This window comes from Rhodococcus sp. RD6.2 (assembly GCF_001040705.1).
Taxonomy (GTDB): Bacteria; Actinomycetota; Actinomycetes; order Mycobacteriales; family Mycobacteriaceae; genus Rhodococcus_G.
Genome location: NZ_CVQP01000007.1, coordinates 477,000 through 497,395, shown reverse-complemented (window position 1 = coordinate 497,395; position 20,396 = coordinate 477,000). Strand labels below are relative to the sequence as shown.

The 20,396-nt window shown below is 69.0% G+C and carries 17 protein-coding genes; 9 read left to right on the top strand and 8 right to left on the bottom strand.

The genetic code is table 11. From position 1 onward, the window contains the following. Nucleotides 1-56 precede the first annotated feature (56 nt). Both RHCRD62_RS15890 and RHCRD62_RS15885 read right to left on the bottom strand, forming a co-directional pair. Nucleotides 57-1,514 carry a hypothetical protein gene (locus RHCRD62_RS15890; protein WP_253277336.1) on the bottom strand — a complete coding sequence of 486 codons (1,458 nt, stop codon included), beginning with the start codon at nucleotides 1,512-1,514 and terminating at the stop codon, nucleotides 57-59. 80 nt (nucleotides 1,515-1,594) lie between these two features. Beyond that, nucleotides 1,595-2,281 (bottom strand): hypothetical protein, encoded by a 687-nt coding sequence (locus RHCRD62_RS15885; protein WP_050065662.1) that lies wholly within the window; start codon nucleotides 2,279-2,281, stop codon nucleotides 1,595-1,597. Nucleotides 2,282-2,449: 168 nt separating this feature from the next. On the opposite strand from RHCRD62_RS15885, the gene RHCRD62_RS15880 reads away from it, so the two are divergent. Continuing rightward, nucleotides 2,450-4,114, top strand: a complete 1,665-nt coding sequence (locus RHCRD62_RS15880; RefSeq protein WP_084734296.1) for an MFS transporter — start codon at nucleotides 2,450-2,452, stop codon at nucleotides 4,112-4,114. Between the two features lie 70 nt (nucleotides 4,115-4,184). On the opposite strand, the gene RHCRD62_RS15875 is transcribed toward RHCRD62_RS15880, so the two are convergent. From RHCRD62_RS15875 to RHCRD62_RS15855, 5 genes are all read right to left on the bottom strand, one after another. After that, complete coding sequence (locus RHCRD62_RS15875) at nucleotides 4,185-4,544, bottom strand: hypothetical protein (RefSeq protein ID WP_050065661.1); 360 nt, start codon at nucleotides 4,542-4,544, stop codon at nucleotides 4,185-4,187. Further along, nucleotides 4,541-5,290 (bottom strand): ABC transporter ATP-binding protein, encoded by a 750-nt coding sequence (locus tag RHCRD62_RS15870; protein WP_050065660.1) that lies wholly within the window; start codon nucleotides 5,288-5,290, stop codon nucleotides 4,541-4,543. The genes RHCRD62_RS15875 and RHCRD62_RS15870 overlap by 4 nt, the downstream gene beginning before the upstream one ends. After that, entirely contained in the window at nucleotides 5,287-6,063 is a 777-nt protein-coding gene (locus RHCRD62_RS15865; RefSeq protein ID WP_050065659.1) for an ABC transporter ATP-binding protein, read from the bottom strand. The genes RHCRD62_RS15870 and RHCRD62_RS15865 overlap by 4 nt, the downstream gene beginning before the upstream one ends. Continuing rightward, nucleotides 6,050-8,338, bottom strand: coding sequence for a branched-chain amino acid ABC transporter permease (locus tag RHCRD62_RS15860; RefSeq protein WP_050065658.1), 2,289 nt, complete (start codon nucleotides 8,336-8,338; stop codon nucleotides 6,050-6,052). The genes RHCRD62_RS15865 and RHCRD62_RS15860 overlap by 14 nt, the downstream gene beginning before the upstream one ends. An 83-nt stretch (nucleotides 8,339-8,421) precedes the next feature. After that, nucleotides 8,422-9,840 (bottom strand): ABC transporter substrate-binding protein, encoded by a 1,419-nt coding sequence (locus RHCRD62_RS15855; RefSeq protein WP_050065657.1) that lies wholly within the window; start codon nucleotides 9,838-9,840, stop codon nucleotides 8,422-8,424. Between the two features lie 317 nt (nucleotides 9,841-10,157). Between RHCRD62_RS15855 and RHCRD62_RS15850 the strand changes: the two genes are divergently transcribed. From RHCRD62_RS15850 to RHCRD62_RS15815, 8 genes are all read left to right on the top strand, one after another. Next, a complete protein-coding gene (locus tag RHCRD62_RS15850; protein WP_050065656.1) occupies nucleotides 10,158-11,396 on the top strand; it encodes an inorganic phosphate transporter in 1,239 nt (412 codons plus the stop codon). Between the two features lie 15 nt (nucleotides 11,397-11,411). Continuing rightward, entirely contained in the window at nucleotides 11,412-11,696 is a 285-nt protein-coding gene (locus RHCRD62_RS15845; protein ID WP_050065655.1) for a hypothetical protein, read from the top strand. A gap of 5 nt (nucleotides 11,697-11,701) precedes the next feature. Continuing rightward, on the top strand, nucleotides 11,702-12,130 hold the full coding sequence (locus RHCRD62_RS15840; protein ID WP_084734295.1) for a DUF3349 domain-containing protein: 429 nt from the start codon (nucleotides 11,702-11,704) through the stop codon (nucleotides 12,128-12,130). A 16-nt stretch (nucleotides 12,131-12,146) separates the two neighbouring features. Then, nucleotides 12,147-12,476 (top strand): DUF3349 domain-containing protein, encoded by a 330-nt coding sequence (locus tag RHCRD62_RS15835; protein ID WP_050065653.1) that lies wholly within the window; start codon nucleotides 12,147-12,149, stop codon nucleotides 12,474-12,476. Nucleotides 12,477-12,601: 125 nt separating this feature from the next. Continuing rightward, nucleotides 12,602-14,017, top strand: coding sequence for an FAD-dependent monooxygenase family protein (locus tag RHCRD62_RS15830; RefSeq protein WP_253277335.1), 1,416 nt, complete (start codon nucleotides 12,602-12,604; stop codon nucleotides 14,015-14,017). Then, entirely contained in the window at nucleotides 14,014-15,171 is a 1,158-nt protein-coding gene (menE, locus tag RHCRD62_RS15825) for an o-succinylbenzoate--CoA ligase (RefSeq protein ID WP_050065652.1), read from the top strand. The genes RHCRD62_RS15830 and menE overlap by 4 nt, the downstream gene beginning before the upstream one ends. A 73-nt stretch (nucleotides 15,172-15,244) precedes the next feature. Next, the gene (locus RHCRD62_RS15820) at nucleotides 15,245-16,225 is read left to right on the top strand and encodes an ATP-binding cassette domain-containing protein (RefSeq protein WP_050065651.1); all 981 of its coding nucleotides are present in this window, start codon (nucleotides 15,245-15,247) and stop codon (nucleotides 16,223-16,225) included. Then, nucleotides 16,222-17,052, top strand: a complete 831-nt coding sequence (locus RHCRD62_RS15815) for an ABC transporter permease (RefSeq protein ID WP_050065650.1) — start codon at nucleotides 16,222-16,224, stop codon at nucleotides 17,050-17,052. The genes RHCRD62_RS15820 and RHCRD62_RS15815 overlap by 4 nt, the downstream gene beginning before the upstream one ends. Before the next feature lie 37 nt (nucleotides 17,053-17,089). Here RHCRD62_RS15815 and RHCRD62_RS15810 read toward each other — a convergent pair whose 3' ends face one another. Continuing rightward, nucleotides 17,090-20,368 carry an ATP-binding protein gene (locus tag RHCRD62_RS15810; protein WP_050065649.1) on the bottom strand — a complete coding sequence of 1,093 codons (3,279 nt, stop codon included), beginning with the start codon at nucleotides 20,366-20,368 and terminating at the stop codon, nucleotides 17,090-17,092. Nucleotides 20,369-20,396 lie beyond the last annotated feature (28 nt).

Here is a 20,396-nt window from a genome sequence, read left to right as displayed (position 1 = left end):
CCGGTTCGACGGAATGTGGCGTTCGGTCTCTCCGAATGACCGAACGCCACAGTCGGTCAGGATTCCGGGTGGTTGGTGGTCGACCCGGCGGGGGTGGAGTCGGCGGGGGTGGTGGGTTCGACGGGAGTACGCGGCTCTGTGGCGGTCGGTTCGGCGGGGGTCGGTGCCTCGCGGGTGGCGAGGGCGGGCCTGGCGAGCACTTCTACGGCGAGCAGCGCGGCGAGCGCGATCAGGATGGTCACGATGACGACCGTGCCGGAGGGGTACTTCCAGAACACCAGTGTCGCGACGGCGATCACGACGATCGCGATGCGCAACGGGAGACGGAACGTCGCGGCGTACGTCTCGACGGGGCGGGGTGCGCGGTCGGCCGACGGAGACCGCAGCCGGTCCATCGCCTTCGTGTAGGTCCGTCGGATCGCCGTCGCGGAGGCCGACGCTCCGGACAGGTAGCCGATGAGGCCGATGAGCACGGCGAGAACGAACACGGCGCGCAGTGTCGTCCGGAGGGGCTGGACGAGTGTGTCGAACAGGATCGCGGCCGCGTCCGGACTCAGGACGTCGGACGGGACTTCGGAGAGGTAGACGGAGCGCCCGATGCTGATGCCGACGGCGAGGATTCCCATGGCGATGGCGAGGGTCGCACCGACCAGCGACACCGCACGGCGGCGACCTCCGGGGGGTGCGGCCCAGACTGCCAGCGCGGCGGCGAGCAGGGTCAGCCACGGCAGGACCGCGGACGCGGTGTTGAGCCAGTTCACGAGGCGCTGTGCCTTGACCAGGTCGGCGGACTGGAAGACGACGAAGGACGCGTCGACGTCGGGGATCCGGTCGACGAAGCTGAAACCGCGGTTGACGAGGTCTGCTTTGACGGTGTCAATGATGGCGGCGAGGTTGACGCTGACCTGTCCGCGGTCGTCGATGCTGACGCTTCCGGAGTTCTCGCCGGTCGCGACGGACACCAACTCCTCGTGTGCCTGCCGGTTGGCCTCGATCCACATCGTCTCGAACTGGCTGGATTCGACGAGTTTCGTGGCAGCGTTCCGGACGAACGTCTCCGCCTGCCCGGCGATGACCGGCGCGAGCCCGACGACGGCGCTCGGCACCCGCGGCGCGACCTCCGTCAACCCAGTGAGGGCGTCGGCTGTCATCTGCTCGACGTCGACGCGACTCATGATCTGGTCGGTGATCTCGTTGGCGAGCGCGGACTGCAGCGCCGGTTCGGATGCGAGCGGCGTGACGGTCTGCACGTAGCGGTCGGTGTCGAGGACTTCGCTGCGCGCGAATCGGGCCGCGACGGCACCGATCCCGAGGACCGCGACGAGGACGAGCAGCAGTGCCGCCGCCGTCCATCGCAGTCCCGGGTGACCGGATGCGGCGGTGGCCTTCGCCTCGGGTAGTGGTGCGGGGGCGCTCGACCGGAGTTCGGTGACCTCCCTGCGCAGGCGTTCCAGTTCGGCGCGCTCGTCCGACGAGAGCGGCGCTGTCGAATCGTTGTTCCCGGTGTCGGCCATGGCGAACCCCTATGCGTCCGGTCGTGGGGCTGCGCACCCGCCGCCCTGGTCAAGCCCAGCACATGTCGGGGTCCGGCGACTCATCCGCGGCGGGTGAGTCGGGCCCGCCATCGATCGGCGAACGACCGTGGTCGAGTCCGATCGGGATCTTCGGGCGGAAGGGTGAGCAGGGCCGCGCCGAGGAAGCACAGCGCTCCGAGGAACGTGCCGAGGTTTGCGACCGAGGCGTTGCGAAGCTCCCCCGTGCTCGGGTCGACGAACGCGGCCACGGCGGACACCCCGAACGCGATCGAACCGAGCATGCCGAGCCAGCTGCTGACCCAGTTCCGGGCGCGCGGATCCCAGAGCTTGTCGGTTTCGGTGGTCGCGACCACGGCGAGCGCGCTGGACACCAGGAAGGCCGTGGACCCGACCATGTCGGGCCGCCACACCCAGCGGTGTTCCTGCTCGGCGGTCAGCGACACCACGAGCGCCGAGCCGGTGCTGACGTTGAAGGCGAGGGTGCCGGCGAACTGGATTGCCGCGGAGTACCAGTCGTATCTGTCGACACGGTGGGCCTCGCTGGATGGCGGGATCCGGCCACTGAGCCACAGTTGGATCGCGGCGGCGGTCGTGAAGAACAGGGAGCCGACGAAGTAGGTGATGTTGTCGGCCCGGATCCCGACAGCCTGCGCGTATCCCGGGACGGCGCCGACCGCGAACAGTACGGAACCGATGGCGAACCCGATCGATTCGCGCCGCAATCCGAGCACGGGCTTCGGGACCATCGGCGACCTCCACTCGCGCGGACACGACCCGGGTTCGACTCTGCCCCGGCGAACCGGGTCGCCGACTCACCCGCTGCGGATGAGGTTGGTTCGTCCCGATTGACGGCCTGGGCCTGGAGGCGAACGATCGACCGGTGCGGCAGCACGTGCCGCAGCACGACCATCGATATGCGAGGCGCCGATGAGATCGACCGCGACACCGTATGCCCCGCCGACCTCCCCGTCGGCCGGATCGAGCTCGTGACCTCCACCGGAACGAGCCGCACCGCGGGGGCCACCGCGTCCGGACTGGTTCTCACCGTTCTCGGGGCCGGCCAGTTCCTGATGACGCTGGACAGTTCGGTGATGAACGTGTCGATGGCGCAGGTCGCCTCCGACCTGGGCACCACGATCACCGGCATCCAGACGGCGATCACGCTGTACACGCTGGTGATGGCGACGTTGATGATCACCGGCGGCAAGATCGGCACCATCCTCGGCAGGCGTCGTGCGTTCGGGATCGGTCTGGTGATCTACGGGATCGGCAGCACGACGACGGCGTTCGCGCCGAATCTCACCGTGCTGCTGCTGGGGTGGTCGCTGCTGGAGGGCATCGGCGCGGCACTGATCATGCCTGCCATCGTCGCGCTGGTCGCGGCGAACTTCGTAACCGAGCGACGACCGGCCGCATACGGATTGATTGCGGCGGCGGGCGCGATGGCGGTGGCGGCGGGCCCGCTGATCGGCGGCGCGGTGACGACGTTCGCGTCGTGGCGGTACGTGTTCGCGGGTGAGGCGGTGATCGTGGTGGCAATCCTGCTGGTGCTGCGACGCATCGCGGACGTGCCGCCGCAGCGGGTGCACCTCGACATTCCGGGCGCGTTGCTGTCGGCGGCGGGACTCGGCCTGGCGGTGTTCGGTGTGCTGAGGTCCAGCGAGTGGGGGTGGATTCTCCCGCGCGCCGACGGCCCCGACCTGTTCGGGCTGTCTCCCGTGTTCTGGTTGATCCTCGCCGGACTGCTGGTGTTGTACGCGTTCGTGCGCTGGCAGTCGCACCTGAGCGAAACCGGAGGCCAGCCGCTGCTGGATCTGGCCCTGCTGCGCAACCGGCAACTCACCGGCGGCCTGACGATGTTTCTCGCGCAGTTCATGATTCAGGCAGGCGTGTTCTTCGTTGTCCCACTGTTCCTGTCGGTGGTACTCGAACTGAGCGCACTCGGCACGGGCATCCGGCTGCTTCCGTTGTCGCTGGCCCTGCTCGTGACCGCGATCGGCGTCCCGAAGGTGTGGCCACATGCGAGCCCGCGCCGCGTGGTGCGCGCCGGCCTGGTTTCGATGCTGGTCGGCATTCTGATCCTCGCCGCGGGCATGGACCTCGGCGCGAACGCGGGCGTGGTGGCGATCCCGATGCTGCTGATGGGCCTCGGTCTCGGTGCGCTGTCGTCACAGCTGGGGGCGGTGACGGTGTCCGCGGTCCCGGACGAGAAGAGCCCCGAGGTCGGCGGTCTGCAGAACACTGCCACGAACCTCGGAGCGTCTCTCGGCACGGCACTGATCGGGTCGGTGTTGATCGCCACGCTGAGCGGTTCCGTGGCGGCAGGAATCGCGAGCAGTCCGGAGGTGCCCGCCGCAGTCCAGGAGCAGGCGAGCACCGAACTGAGTTCTGGTGTGCCGTTCATCTCCGACACCCAACTGGAATCGTCGCTCGCCGACTACGGGGTGCCTCCCGAGACCGCGGAGGCGATCCTGGACGTCAACGCGCAGGCGCGGATCGACGCGCTACAGGCGGCCTTCTCACTCGCGGCCCTGCTGACCGCGGGTGCGCTCTTCGCGACGGGCCGAATACGACGATGAGTCCCGCACGGCTCCCTTTCGGCCAGGCCATGGCCGGGCGCCGGCGAGTGCCGACGCCCAGCCTGACCACCTACGCCCCGCGGACCGCCTCGGCGATCCGGTCGGCCTGCTCGCGGCCCTCGTAGAGCTGACGCAGCAGCCACAGGCGCAGCACCCGCGACACCGCACCTGCCAGGTACAGCGCGGCACCGATCACGGTGACAGCGAGCAGTGCGGTCGCGAGGATCTGGTACGAGGCGATGTTGCGCAGGTCGTCCTGTGTCAGGGAGGAGAGGTAGACGCCGAACGCGGCGACCGCGCCGACGACCATGAGCACGAGCCCGGCGATGCGGGCCTTCCCGTCACCACCGCCGGTGCCCTCGGTCTTCAACTTCAACTCGGACACATCCTTCTTGAACTGGTCACGACGGTCCTCCGCGAGTGCGGTCATCGTTGGCCTCCTAGGTAGCTGGTGGAAAGTTCTCGGTCGATTTCGGCGGGATCGCCGGTCCGGACGACACGGCCCTGCAGGATCAGTGCCGCGGACGTCGCGATCGGCAGGACCGCGCGGGCGAACTGTTCGGCGACGAGGATCGACAGACCCTCGGCCGCAAGTCCGCCGACGATGTCGTACATCTCGGAGACGACGCGCGGCGCCAGCCCCATCGACAGTTCGTCGAGGAGCAGCACCGTCGGGTTCGTTCCAAGAGCGCGGGACAGCGCGAGCATCTGCTGCTCTCCGCCGGACATCGATCCGGCGAGCTGACCGCGACGCTTCCCGAGGATCGGGAAACGTTCGTACGCAACCTCTTCGAGGTCCCTGAGGGAGACGCCGGTGCCGGTCGCCACCCACAGGTTTTCGCGGACGGTGAGGTTCGCGAAGATGCCGCGCCCCTCGGGGATGGTGCAGATCCCGAGTCGGGCGAGCGCGGCGGCGTCGGCGCCGTTGACCGTCCGGCCGGCGAGCCGGAACTCGCCGCCCGTCACCGGCAGGATGCCGGAGCAGATCTTCAGCGTCGACGTCTTGCCGCCGCCGTTGGGGCCGAGCAGCGCGACGACGGCACCGGGCGCCAGCGCCAGGTTCACCCCGTGCAGGACTTCGATCGCGCCGTATCCGGCGCGGACGTCGACGAGTTCGAGCAACGGTTCCGGCTGCGGCGCAGCGTTGTTCGTGTCGGCGGCGGTGGGTGCCGTCATGCGACCTCCTCCGTTCCGATGTAGGCCGCGATCACCGCGGGATCGTTCTGGATCTCGGACGGCGTCCCGGAGGCGATGAGCTTGCCGTAGTCGAGGACGTGGATGCGCGAGCACACCCGCATGACGAGCGGCAGGTCGTGCTCGACCAGGCAGATCCCGAGTCCCTCACCGGAGAGCCGAAGCAGCAGTTCGGCGAAGTCCTCGGTTTCCTTCTCCGTCTGACCGGACGCCGGCTCGTCGAGCAGCAGGACCCGCGGCTCGGTCATCAGCGACCGCGCGACCTCGACGACACGTGCACGTCCGGTGGGGATGTCGGAGACGTCCTGGTGCGCGACGTCGGCGAGCCCGGTGAGCTCGAGCAGCCGGTCTGTTTCGGCCTCGATGTCCCGCCTGCCGCGCACGCCGGTGCCCCGCAGTCCCGCGTGATGGATGTCGCCGGCTACCCGGATGTTGTCCCGCACGGACAGCGACAGGAACAGTTCGAGGCGCTGGAAGGTGCGGGCCAGCCCGAGCCGGGCCCGCCGGTACGGGGCCTTGCGGGTGACGTCGACGCCGTCGATGAGCACCCGCCCCGACGTCGGCTTCTGCAGTCCGGTGACGGTGTTGAACAGAGTGGTCTTGCCTGCGCCGTTGGGCCCGATGAGCCCGGTGACGCTGCCGGCGTGGACGGCGATGCCGACGTTGTCGACGGCGACGTGGCCACCGAACCGGACTGTCACACCGCGGGTTTCGAGGATCGGCTGGGTGTCGAAGGTGGGGTCAGGAGACGACATCGGTGAGCTCCTTCGCGGGCCGGGTGCGTTCGACGGTCGGGCGTGCCGGACGGGTGTCGGCGGGCAGGCCCAGTTCGCGGTCGACGCGGGCCATGACCTCGTCGCCGTAGGGAACGTCGACACCGATTTCCTCGGGATCGATCGGCCGGCGTCGCTGCGCTTCCTCCGAACCGAGAACGGCTGTCGGCATGACCATCTCGCCGACGACGGGAAGCGCGAACACCGTGACGATGGCGATCGAGGCGAACCACCAGTTGTCGAGGACACCTGTCAGGGCCAACAGGTACGCGACCGCGACGACCGCGGCGCCGCCGACGAGCACGGGCTTGGCGTCGCGCAGCTTGCGGTAGCCCTCCACGACCTGGTGCACGCTGCCGGACGGGTTGTGTCCCACACCGATACCGATCAGGGCCGGGCTGACCGCCGCGATGTTGCCGAGCAGCAGGTACAGACCTTCGAGGTCGGGTTGCGCCTTCGCGAGGTTGTTGAAGGACACCATGATGATCGAGAAGCCGACACCGGCCATGACTCCACCGAAGAAGGCGCCGCTGACGTAGCCGATGCCCGCGACGACGGTGAGCATCAGCAGCGACAGGCTGATGACGATGGTGAACGACTCACCCGAGACCGAGCCCAGCGCGGACGACATCAGGATGCCGCCGAGCCCGGCGATACCCGCGGAGATGACGAACACGCCCAGCTTGAGGCCGACCAGGTTCTGCCCGAGCATCGCCGACGCGGCGGGACTGTCCTTCATCGCGGTGAGCCTGCGGCCGTATCCGCTGTTGCGCAGTGCCACGAGCACAACACCGAGCACCGCGAACAGGACGGTGACGGTCATCAGGAAGGCGGTCGGGTCGGCCAGGTCGAGCGGACCGATCTGCAGCGGCGGAATCACCAGGGTGCCTCCGGTAAAGATGGAGAACTTCACCCCGAACAGTTCGTGTTCGGTGGTGTCGCGCAGCACCATGTTGGACAGGAACACGCCGAACGCCATCGTCGCCAGCGCGAGGTACAGTCCGCGCAACCGCAAGGCGGGCAGCGCGACCAGTCCACCGACGAGAGCGGCGACGATCACGCCGAGGATCACCCCGACGAGCGTGAGTCGTTGCGCCAGACCAGATCCGGTGATCCCGAAGTGGAAGACGACGATCGTCGCGATCGCACCGAACGAGAGCGGCGCCAGGTTCATCTCCCCCGCGTAGCCGGTGAGCACCGTCAGCGACAGCGCTATGATCGCGAAGCAGATGCCGATGGTCAGGGTGGTGACCGCGGACTCGACCATCAGCAGGCGGATCAGGTACACGATCACGACCAGGGCCACGCCCCAGCCGACGGCCTTGCGGACGGACGGCACGTGGTACCGCTCGCGGGTGCGGACGGCGGCGCCGCGCAAGCGGTCCTGCGGTAGCACGATGAGGACGACGAACAGCGCGATCATCGGCAGCGAGACACGCAGATTCGACGTCCACGTCCACGTCGATGGGGCGTAGCCGAGCAGGTAGGTGCCCGCCAATCCGAGCACGATGGCACCGACGAAGGTTCGCGGAATGCTGCGCAGGCGTCCGAACATGGCCGCCGCGAATGCATCGATCACCAACAGCGTCAACAGGTTCGCCTCGAGGGTTCCGCCGCTGATCGGGGTGACGAGGATGCCGGCGAGGACGGCGAGCATCGAGCTCAGCGCCCATGAGAAACCGGCGATCCGCTCGGGATTGTGCCCGCTCAGGCGGAGCAGGTCGGGGTCGTCGACGACGCCACGCATCGTCGCACCCATCCGGGTGCGTGTGAAGAGCAGTCGCAGGCCGACGGCGATCGCGATCGCCGCGACGAGGCAGAGGAGTTCGTGCACGCGCACGGTGGCGCCGAGGACGGTGAACTTGGCGTCGTCGCCGAAGAACATCGTCAGGGTGCGGGGATCCTCCGGGTGCCAGAACCACTGGGACAGGAAGAGCATGCCGAGCATGATCGAGACGGTGACGACGATCTTGGTCACCTCGGCGGTGTCCCGCAGTCCCCGCATGATCAGGAAGTACAGACCAAGGCCCATCAGCGGACCGAAGACGCCGAGGACGAGGACGAGCGCGATCGGGGTCGGTACGCCCCACCCGACGCTGAGCTGCCAGTAGACGAACGCACCGAGCATGGCCTGTGCGCCGTGTGCGAAGTTGAAGATGCCGGAGGTGTTGTAGGTGAGCACCAGCCCGGAGGCGGCGATCGCGTACACGGAACCGAGCACGAGGCCCAGAATCGTGAACGTCACGAATGTGTCCATGTGAGAACCCTTGGTCGAGATCGGGGGCGGCGTGCCGTGGCGCCGCCGCCCCCGATGCGAGTCCGTGAGTCAGACCGGTCCGGTCAGACCTGCGGCTTGATCACGTTCGGTCCGAGGTACTTGGTGGAGACACGGTCGGGGCCGAGCTCGGTGCCCCAGGTCGCCGCGTCGGTCTTGATCAGGTACTTGTCGTTGCACTCGAACTCGGCGGACTCCGCCGGGAACACCTGCGTGTACTGGGCGCCTTCGAGTCCGACCATCAGCCCGCACGTGGCGGGCATGTTCTTGCCCGGGTCGGTCACGGCGTGCAGTCCGCCGCCGTCCCACTCGTGGATCTTGGACAGTTCGGTGACCATGCACTGACGGGTCAGGTCCGAACCGCATTCCTTCGCCGCGGTCGCCCACAGCAGGAACGAGGACGTGGACTGCATGCCGAGCAGCGCGGTCTTGCCGCCCTCCGCCTCGATCAGTTCCTTGTACTTCGCGACGGCGGGAACCTTGTCGGCGTTCTCCAGCATCTGGAACGTCATGTCGGCGTTCAGGTTGTTCAGCAGACCGGACTCCTTGTTGAAGGCCTGCGCGGAGCTGCCGTACCAGGTGGCCTCACCGAAGATGATCGGATCCATTCCGACCTGGTCGATCGCCTTGAAGAAGTTGAACTCGTTCGGCACCGGTGACCGCGAGGTCCACAGTCCCTTGACGCCACACTGCTTGTACTTCTCCGCGAACGGAACGTACGTCGGCTCACCCTGGTAGTTGATGGTGACGCCGCAATCCTTGAGTTTGAAGCCCGCGGCCTCGGCCATCGACCGGGTCTTGGCCAACGACGTGATGATCGTGGGCATCGTCGATCCGACGAGGTCGAAGTCGTTCAGCATGTCGGGGTGCAGCTGGGCCATCTGGAACCAGGCTGCGCCGTTCGCGTAGTCCACCGGGAACGGCACGCCCTGATAGGTCATCGGACCGTTGGCGGCGTCCGGCGAGACGGTGAAGCCGGGGACCGCGGCCATGTTGCAGGCCACGCGGGTCTGCTCGGCGGTCTGGTCCATCGCGAAGCCGTGGCCGACCATCATGAACTCGGAGCGGCACGCCTCCTGCATGACGGTGTTCGCCTGCGTCATCGCCGCGTCGTAGTCGGTGCCGACGATCGTGCGGCCGTTGATGCCGCCCTGCTCGTTGCACCAGTCGATCATCGCGGAGACGGCGTCGGACATCTCCTTGTTCAGGCCCGGACTCTGCGCGTAGCCGCGATCGTCGCCGTAGCCGATCTTGATCTCGGTGTCGCTGACACCCTGATCGGTCGCGCCCTTCGCGTCGCCGGCCCCGCACGGTGACGCGAGGGTGCCGAAGTCGGTGTCGGATGCGGACGCGGACGCCGTGTCTCCGGAGCCACCCGAGGTGGGGACGCCGGCGTCGCCGCCGCGGTCGGTGGCGCACGCCGAGGCGAGCGCGGCCGACAGGGCGAGGGCCGCGAGTAGCTTCGCGGTCTTTCGTGGTTGCACGTTCGGGGTCTCCGTTCTTGACGCGGGCCAGATGGGGGATGGCCCGCAAAAGTGTTCTGCGTCACTCGATGCGGGGACGCTAGCCAGCGAAACCACCGCGATTTCCGTGGTTCCCGGTGAGTGAGACCGTGGCGTGAGCGCCGCCACACCAGCGCTTCTCCGTGACCTCTCACGTGGCATTCCGGTCGCGCGGACCGGGCCTCCGAAGGCTCGGCAACCACCTCGCGACACGGGGTGGAGACCCTGTGCGGAATCGCACGTCGGGGAGGCCGTGGCCAACTCGACTTTTACGCGGTCGTAACGGAAGATTGAGTTTTGTGAACGCGGAACTCATCGTTCTTCTAGTCGTGGTCGTCACAGCCCTTGGGTTCGACTTCACCAACGGCTTCCATGACACCGGCAACGCGATGGCCACCTCCATCGCCACCGGGGCTCTTCGACCAAAAGTCGCAGTGGCGCTGTCGGCCATCCTCAACCTGGTGGGCGCGTTCCTGTCGGTCGAGGTCGCCGCCACCGTCGCGAAGGGCGTCGTCAACCTCAGCTCGACCGGCGGCGAGGACCTTCTGGTCATCGTGTTCGCCGGACTCGTCGGCGGCATCCTCTGGAATCTGATGACGTGGCTGTTCGGCATCCCGTCGAGTTCCTCGCACGCCCTGTTCGGTGGGCTCATCGGCGCCGCACTCGCCGGCATCGGAGTGAACGGTGTCGAGTGGGGCGGTGTGCTGAGCAAGGTCGTCCTGCCCGCGATCCTGGCGCCGGTCGTCGCCGGACTCGTCGCGGCTTGCGGTACCTGGCTGATCTACCGGATCACCCACAGCGTCGACGACGGCACCAAGGAACGCGGATTCCGCCTCGGCCAGATCTGCTCGGCATCACTCGTCTCGCTCGCGCACGGCACCAACGACGCCCAGAAGACGATGGGCGTGATCTTCCTGGCCCTGGTCGCGCACGGCACCATCACCGAGAACGCACCGATGCCGTTCTGGGTCAAGCTCAGCTGCGCACTCGCGATCGCGCTCGGCACGTACCTCGGAGGCTGGCGCGTCATCCGCACCCTCGGCAAGGGCCTCGTCGAGATCGCCGCACCGCAGGGCATGGCCGCCGAAGCGTCGTCGGCCGCGATCATCCTCACGTCCAGCCACCTGGGTCTGCCGCTGTCGACCACCCACGTCGCGACCGGCTCGATCATGGGCACCGGAATCGGACGCCGCGGCGCCGAGGTGCGCTGGGGTGTCGCGGGCCGAATGGGTGTGGCGTGGCTCATCACCCTGCCGTCCGCCGCGATCGCCGGGGCGCTCTGCTGGGGCATCGCGAGCCTGATCGGCGGCCTGGCAGGGGTGCTCGTGGTCTTCGCGATCCTGCTCACGCTGTCCGCCCTGATGTACCTGCGCTCGCGCCGTCAGCCCGTCGACCACAGCAACGTCAACGCCGACTGGGACGGGCGACTCGAACCCGCAGGCGACGCCACCTACGCCGAGCTGGCCGCCCTCGACGCGGAACTCGTCGACGAGATCCCCTCCCCGCCCGCGCCCCGACCCGACAACGTGTCGGCCTGACCGAGGGGAAGATCCATGGACCTGTTGACGAAGACCGCCGAATCGCTCTGGCAGGTCATTCTTGTCGGCCTGCTGCTCGGTGCCGGACTGCCCGCCCTGTTCGCCTTCGGACTTCGCCTGCTCGGGTCCGGCACCACCGCGACCGTTGACGCGTCGGGCACGCAGGTCCGCACGCGACATCCGCTCGCCACCATCGGCGCGGGAGTGTGCTTCGCGATCATCGTGATCGCGATCGTCACCGGAATCCTGTTCATCATGGCGGACTTCCTCGACCACACGTTCGGTATCCAGCTGTTCTGACGGCGATGGCAGTGCTGCGAGACCAGGCCCCGAGAGGCAAATCATCTGTGACCACCGACAAACCGTCGTTCCCCGTTTCGGTCCTGACGTGGCTGCGCGCCGGCTATCCGGAGGGCATCCCGCCGAAGGATCGCATTCCGCTCGTGGCCCTGCTGCACCGGCAGCTGACCAGTGAGCAGATCAAGGACACGGCCGTGGCGCTTGCGGAAGCGGCGGGACGGCTGCAGCATCCGACCATCACGCGCGACGAGATCACCGACCTGATCGAGGAGGTCACCCACACCGAACCGTCGGCCGAGGACATCGCGCGAGTCGCGTCCGTCCTCGCCGCCGCAGGGTGGCCCCTCGCAGGAATCGACCGCGACGAGCTGTACACCGAGACCGACGCGGACGAGACCAACCCGGACGACACCGACACCACCGACGAATCCTGACGAGAGGGGGTACCCCGTGAGCCTCGCACCGTTTCTCACGTCGATACTCGGCTGGCTGCGCGCCGGGTACCCGAACGGTGTTCCCGAGCAGGACTACGTTCCGCTGATCGCGCTCCTGCGACGCAGGCTGTCCGACGACGAGGTCCTGGCGGTGACCGGCGAGCTGGTGAACCAGCCCCCCTCGACGATCGACCGCATCGACATCGGCGTCCTCATCACCAAGGTGACCGACGAGATGCCTCTCGAATCCGACATCGCACGGGTACGCGCGCACCTCGCCGCGGGCGGCTGGCCCCTGGCCGACGCGTCCGACTGGGCTCACGAGGACCCCACCGACACGCCCTGATCACGTGCGACCGGTACCCGCGTTCCGCCGCGGCCCGGGCGCCGAAGTCGAGTGGTCGCCTACTCGTGCCGGGCGCGCAGCGGAGACGAACACTGGCGGGTATCCGCAAGTGTGAGGAGTCCGTGATGGCCATCGTTGGAGAGCATGCCGTCGTGATCGGGGCAGGCATCGGAGGGTTGCTGGCGGCGCGAGTGCTCGGCGAGCATTTCACCGGGGTGACGGTTCTCGAGCGCGACACCCTTCCCGCCGATCCCGTTGCACGCAAATGTGTTCCGCAGGGCAGGCACGCTCACGCGCTGCTCGCGCGCGGCGCTGCGGCGTTCGACCGCCTCTTCCCCGGATTCACGGCACAGCTGATCGAGCAGGGCGCACCGACCGGTGACGTGGGCACCGGCGCCCGATGGATGCTCGGCGGTCACCGATTCGCGCCCTCTGCCACCGGGATCCGGGCCATCGGCGCGAGCAGGCCACTGATCGAGTGGCAGTTGCGTGAGCGGGTGCGGTCACTGCCGAACGTGGTGATCGCCGAACACCGCACCGCCATCGGATTCACCGGAGACCGAGGTCGCGTCGCCGGCGTCATCACTCGCTACGCGGGCAGCGACCTGGGCGAGATGGTCGACGCCGACCTGGTCGTCGACGCGTCCGGGCGCAGTTCGCAGACGCAACCGTGGCTCGAGGAGTTCGGCGGCGCGCGGCCGCAGGAGGAGCGCATGACCATCCGGCTCGCCTATGCGACCCGGCACTTCCGCCGGGAACCGGCCGACGACGGACGAATTGCGCTTGCCGTCGGCGCGACGCAGGAGCTGCCCCGCGGCGGTCTCGTCCTCGCTCAGGAGGGCGACGCGTGGGTCGTCACGCTGGCCGGCTACGGCCGGGACGAGCCTCCCATCGAGCCGGACGGGTTCGCGGCCTTCGCGGCGACGTTGCCCGACCCGGAGTTCGGGCGGTTCGTCGCCGACACGGAACCGCTGGACGAACCGACGCGCTACCGCATCCCCACAACCGTCCGGCGGCACTATCATCGGGTCGCGCTACCGGCGGGATACCTGCCGTTCGGCGACGCCATCTGCTGCTTCAACCCCATCTATGGGCAGGGCATGTCGGTTGCCGGTACCGAAGCACTCGCGCTGCTCGGCTGCCTGGGCGCCGGGACCGCCGACCTCGCACCTCGCTTCCTGCACGACATCCGATCCACCGTCGCCAACGCCTGGAACGCAGCCGCGGACTCCGACCTCCAGATGTCGTGCGTCGAGGGCACTCGCAGTCCTCGCACCCGGCTGGTCAACGCGCACACGGCCCGGGTGCACCGCGCCGCGAGCGCCGATCCGGTGGTGGCGACGCGGTTCCTGCGGGTCTCCAACCTCGTCGACCCCCCGACCGCCCTGCTGCGACCCTCGACGGTGTGCCGGGTGATCCGCGGAAACCTCCGTCGCACAGCACCTCCCGACTCCAAGTGGTTCACGACCACGCGGTCCGGTGGCGAGTCCCGGGTCGTACATATTCGGCCGTCCGCGACCTCTGGCAGCATGGGTGGGTGAGTTCCGTCCTGCAGGCCCTGCCCGTCCCGACCGGTGAGGCCGCCGCGGCGATCCTCCCGTCCCTCGAGCGAATGCTCGCGGGAACCGGTCCGGCACTGCTGCCCGTCCCGGCAGGTGACGCCCGGGAGACCGCCCGCCTCGCCGACGCCCTGCGCCCCGGCGAACCGATCGCCGACGGCGTGGCGCTGGTGGTCGCGACGTCCGGTACGACCGGCGTTCCGAAGGGCGCACAGTTGTCGGCGGCCGGGCTGCGCGCCAGCGGCACCGCCACCCACGCCCGGCTCGGCGGTCCGGGATCGTGGCTGCTGACCCTCCCCGCGCACCACATCGCGGGCATGCAGGTCCTGCTCCGGGCCGTCCTCGCAGGCACCGACCCGGTGGTCGTGGACGTCTCGGCCGGATTCGACCCGACGGTACTGCCCGACGCGATCGCGCGGATGTCCGGTCCGCGCCGGTACACCTCGCTGGTCCCGACGCAGCTCGTGAAGGTCCTGCACGATCCGAGGGCCGCGGCCGCACTCGCCGAACTGGACGCCGTCCTCCTCGGCGGCGCCGCCACTCCCGCACCCCTTCTCGCCCGGGCCGGCGCCGCCGGGATCACCGTCGTCCGGACGTACGGGATGAGCGAGACGTGTGGCGGCTGCGTGTACGACGGGACTCCGTTGGACGGGGTACGACTGCGGATCGACGACGACTCGAGGGTTCTGCTCGGCGGTCCGACGCTCGCGTCGGGGTACCGCGGCCTGCCGGAGCATCCGGCATTCGCCGAGCCCGGCTGGTTCCGCACCGACGACGCCGGCGTCGTCGAGGACGGGGTGCTGCGCATCCTCGGTCGACTCGACGAGGCCATCTCCACCGGCGGACTCACCGTCGTCCCGCAGGTCGTCGAAGCTGCGCTCGTGACGCATCCCGACGTCGCGGAAGTTGCGGTGTTCGCGGTTCCCGACACCCGGTTGGGGCAGCGGGTGGTGGCCGCGATCATCCCGGTTGCAGGTCAGGCGCCCACACTGGACGCGCTGCGCGAACACGTGGCGCGGACCCTCGATCCGACCGCGGCACCCCGCGAACTGCACCTGCTCGATGCACTGCCCGTGCGCGGTCCGGGGAAGGTCGACCGCCGCGCGCTCACCGCGCTGTTCTCGTCGGAGACCTGACGCAAGGCGCGTGCAAGGTCGCTGCAAGCGGACGGGGTGACGGTGGTGTCCACACAGATCGAAAGGACACCGCATGTACTTCTCGACTTCGCCCGCGATCGAGGCGGAGGGGCTCGTCAAGCGTTTCGGTGAGTTCACCGCGGTGGACGGCGTCAGCCTCACCGTCCCCACCGGCTCCGTCTACGGCGTGCTCGGGCCCAACGGCGCGGGCAAGACCACCACGATTCGCGTGCTCGCAACGTTGCTCCGGCCCGACGCCGGCCACGCCCGCATCTTCGGGCACGACGTCGTGGCGGAGCCGACTGCCGTGCGCTCGCTCGTCGGGGTCACCGGTCAGTACGCGTCCGTCGACGAGGACCTCACGGCCACCGAGAACCTGATGATCTTCTCGCGCCTGCTGGGGCTGAGCCGGACGGATGCCAAGCGCAAGACCACCGACCTGCTCGAGGAGTTCGCGCTGACCGAAGCGGCAAACCGGCCACTGAAGAACTTCTCCGGCGGTATGCGACGGCGCCTCGACCTCGCGGCCAGCCTCATCTCCCATCCGCCGCTGCTGTTCCTCGACGAACCGACCACCGGCCTCGATCCCCGCACCCGCTCGCAGATGTGGGACACCATCCGCCGGCTCGTTTCCGAGGGGTCGACCGTGCTCCTGACCACGCAGTACCTCGACGAAGCCGACCAGCTCGCCGACCGGATCGCGGTGATCGACCGCGGACGCGTCATCGCCGACGGCACCGCAGACGAACTGAAGGCATCCGTGGGGACGTCGTCGCTGCAACTGACGCTGGCGGACCGAGCCGACGTGGACGCCACCCGCGTGCTGCTGTCCGAGGCGCTCCACGTCGAGGTGGTCGTCAGCCCGGAGGCCGCGCGGCTCACCGCGCCGCTCACCGACACCTCCATCACGCCCGAACTGCTGATCCGGTTGCGCGACAACGGCATCACCGTCGACGAGATCACGGTCAGCAAACCCAGCCTCGACGAGGTCTTCCTCACCATCACCGGCCACGGCGCCGACGACACCACCGACGTAGAAGGGAGCGCGGCATGACCACCGCAGTCGCCACTCCGCCCCGCACACCCACTCACACCGCCGCACCCGCCTCCCGCACCGTCGGCTTCGCCGACACCGTCCGGCAGTCCCTCACGATGGCCTATCGCGGCTTGGTGAAGGTCAAACACAATCCCGAGCAGTTGTTCGATGTCGTGATCCAGCCGGTGATCTTCACCATCATGTTCACCTACATCTTCGGTGGCGCGATCTCCGGTGACGTGGCCTCGTACCTGCCGATCATCATCCCCGGCATCCTCGTGCAGACGGTGATCACGGCGTCCATCGTGACCGGCACCCAGCTGCGCGAGGACATGGACAAGGGTGTGTTCGACAGATTCAAATCCCTTCCCATCGCCCGTATCTCACCACTCGCGGGGGCGCTGCTCGCGGACATGGCACGATATGCGATCGCCACTACGATCACCTTCGTCACCGGATTCGCGATGGGCTTCCGCCCCGGCGGCGGCATCCTCGGCGTCCTCGGTGCCGGCGTGCTGGTGATGGTGTGCGCGTTCGCGATCAGCTGGATCTTCGCCCTGATGGGTGTGGTGATGCGCAAGGCGTCGACCGTGCAGGGCGTGTCGATGCTGGTGCTCTTCCCTCTGACGTTCATGTCGAACGCATTCGTGCCCGCCGACACCATGCCGGGCTGGATGCAGGCCTTCGTGAACGTCAACCCCGTCTCGCATTTGGTGACCGCCGTCCGCGAACTCGTCAACGACGGCCACGTGGGCATGCCGGTGGTCTGGTCGCTGGTCGGCGCCGCGGTGGTGATGACCGTCTTCGCTCCGATCGCGGTCCGCGCCTACATGCGAAAGGCCTAGTCCCCGTGCGTGAGTGTGGTGGATCGAGCCACCACACTCACGCGTGGGCGCGAAGCGCATCCAGGATGAGGTGCCGGGCACGGCTACGCGACAGACCTACCACGTCCGCCAGCGCCTCGTCGACAGGCGCGGCACCAAGCACGGACCGCGCCAGATCCAGGTGCCGAGCCAGCTGCATCGACGGGAAATCCTGCCTGGCAGCCGATCTCGTCGACAGCGCGAGCAGTCGCAGGCCGCTCACGGGGTCGCCTGTCGCAATGCGGAAACTTCCCATCGCGCAGGCGACCGCACCCGTCTGGGGCAGGTCCCCGTGCCCGCCCGGACCGAGCTGATCGACCATTCGAGCGGTGAACCCGTCCACGACGTCGGCCAGGTCCGCTGCACGGCCCGCGAGGGCGTGCGCGTCGACGGCCGCGGCGACCAGCATCAGCCCGAACGGGTCGGGATTGTCGCTGCCGACCAGCTCGAGCGCCGTCCGGTAGCCACGGAGCCCGGCCTCGACATCGCCGGACGCCAACTCCATCTCGGCGCGGCTCACCGCGATCGCCGCTGCTCCCTGGGAGCGGTCGCCCAGGGCCGAACCGTCCGAGGCGGCGGCGAGCGGTCCGGCGAGCTCCAGTTCGCGACCGGCCTCCTCGACCCGACCGAGCCCCAGCAGGGCTGACGCGATGTAGCCGTGCAGGGCAGCGGACTCGTCGTACGCGTGCAGATCCCGCGTCAGCTCGGCGCTCTCCCGGTAGTAGCGGACCGCGTCCTCGTATCGCGCGGACTGAGCTGCGAGGCTGCCGAGATGCTGGGACGCCATCGCCACCGTCCACGCTTCCCCCGCGGCGCGGGCCAGTGCGAGGACCTCCTCCCCGTCGGCGGCGGAGCCGCGCAGGTCGCCGCCGTTCTCCCGCAGGTTCGCGCGCACCATCAGTGCGACTTCGCGCGCGGCGCGGTCGGGGTGCCGTACCGCGGCCACCAGCACGCGAGCGCCGCGGCGCCCCGCCGCCGAGGACACCAGCAGCGCAGCGCTGGTCGCGACCGCCGGATCGAGGTCAGCTCTGTCACATGCAATCGCACGCAGCCTGACCCGAGCCCGCGCCAATGGCCGGCTGACACCGGTGAATGCCAGGATGCCTGCGATCAGTAGGTGACTCAGAGCGAGAAGGTTGCCGGGAACCTCACGCCACTCGTCCCCGGCCGGATCGACGTCGAGGATCCGCGGCGCCCACGCGAGCACCTCGGAATGCGTACCGCGCAGTACCCACAGCGCCCCGAGGACCGGAAACACCGTCATCGCCGTCCGGTCGCGGCCGAGCGCCAGCGCCTGCCGCAGCACCGCGAGCAGATTGTCGTGTTCCGCATCGACATCGTGGGAGACGGCGGCCTGGTCGCCGTCGAGAAACCTGCGGGACGCGGTGCGACAGAATCCCTCTGCCCACTCGAAGGTTCGTCGGTCGACTTCCGCAGCCTCGTCGACGCCGGCCAGTGCCAGCTGCTCCTCGCCGTATTCGCGGACGGTTTCGAGCATCAGGTACCGCAGGCCCGTATGGTCCTCGACGACGGTGAGCATCGACTGACCGATCAGCCCCTCGATCGCGGCGGCGGCGTCGTCGACATCGCCCCACTGCGCGACCGCCACCGTAGCGCCCAGGGTGAACCCGGCAGGGAACCTGCACAGCCGACGCAGCGCCGCCCGCTGGTCGTCCTCGAGAAGGTCCCAGCTCCAGTCGATCACGGCATGCAGGGTCCGGTGCCGCTGCGGCGAGGTCCGATCCCCCGAGCGCAGCAACGCGAACCGGTCGGTGAGCCGTTCGTTGATGTCCTCGACCGTCATCGTCCGCACCCGGGCGGCTGCCAGTTCGATCGCCAGTGGCAGCCCGTCGAGGGTGCGACACAGCCGCGCCACCACGGCCGGGTCCAACCGCACCGACGGACGCACGGCCTGCGCGCGGATCCGGAACAACTCCGTTGCCGGCGAACCACTTTCGTCGATCCGCAACGGCGGCAGCGGGTACACCGCCTCGGCGGTGATCGCCATCGGCGCCCGACTGGTGGCGAGCACCGTCAGCCCGTCACTCGCCGCAACCAGATCGGCGACGACCTCCGCGACGTCGTCGATCAGGTGCTCGCAGTTGTCGAGGATCAGCAGCGAAGGCCGCCCCGACAGCGCCTCCCGTAGCCGGTCGCGGGCGTCGTGGATCCGAGCCCGGGTCAGGGCGGTTCCGGGCGCGAGCTCCACCTCGCCCACGCCGAGCGTGGCGCTGATGGCCGCGATGATGTCGGCACCGCTGCGCAGCGACGCCAACTCCACGAGTGCGACGGGAGCGTGGTGCGCGGCGCGCAATCCCAGTTCGTGTGCGATCCGCGTCTTCCCGGTTCCGCCCGGCCCGAGAATCGTCACGACACGGGCAGCCGCGAGAAGATCCTCGATCTCGACGATGGCGTCGTCACGCCCCAGCAGCGCGTTGGGCGCCGCGCGCAAGCCGATCGACGAGGAATCCTGCCTCGTCACAACGGGTTTCCGCTCATCGAAGGCCGGACGGGCGGCGGCGGGAGCCGTCCCGGTGAGCACCGCCGCGTTCAACTCGACCAGCCGCGGCGACGGGTCGGTCCCGAGCCGATCCGCCAGCCGTGCACGCAGCCCCGCGAACACTTCCAGCGCCTCGTTGCCGAGCCCGAGTCCGTGAAGCACCAGCATCAACTGCCCGTGCGCCTGCTCGTCCAACGGGGCCCGATCCGTCGCGGAACGTGCCAACGGCAACGCCTCCCGCAGCGCACCCGCCGACACCAACGCGGTCAGCTCGACGAGGTCGAGGGCGCTCGCCCGCGTGGCGGCGTCGTCGGCGAGTTCGCGCGCCAGCTCCCCGGACGGCAGGTCCGCACCCGGCTCCCCCCGCCACAGCGCCTTCGCCTGTCGCACGGCGTCGACGGCACCGCCGTGGTCGCCGTCCGCATTCCGCTGCTGCGCCTGCTGCTCGAGTACCCGAGCCAACGTCAGGTCGACCTGGGTCCTAGACAGGTCGAGTCGATAGCCGGCGGGCCCACTCTCGAGCGCCCCGTCGGGCAGCGCCGCACGCAGGCGGGAGATCTGGGTGTGCAGCGCATTCGCCGGTGACCGCGGCGGGGCTTCGCCCCAGACGTCCTCGATCAGCGAAGCCGCGCTGCGCACCCGGCCCGGGGTGCGGGCGAGCGCGACGAGCAGGCTACGGGCCCTCGGCCCCGCGACCGGAACCAGTTCGCCGCCGCGGCGCGTCGACACCACGCCCAGCAGTGCCACCTCGACACAGGTGGACGCAGCCACGGCGAGGTCGTTCGTATCGGGGTGCACCGCCGCCAATGCTAGCCACCCACGCGGG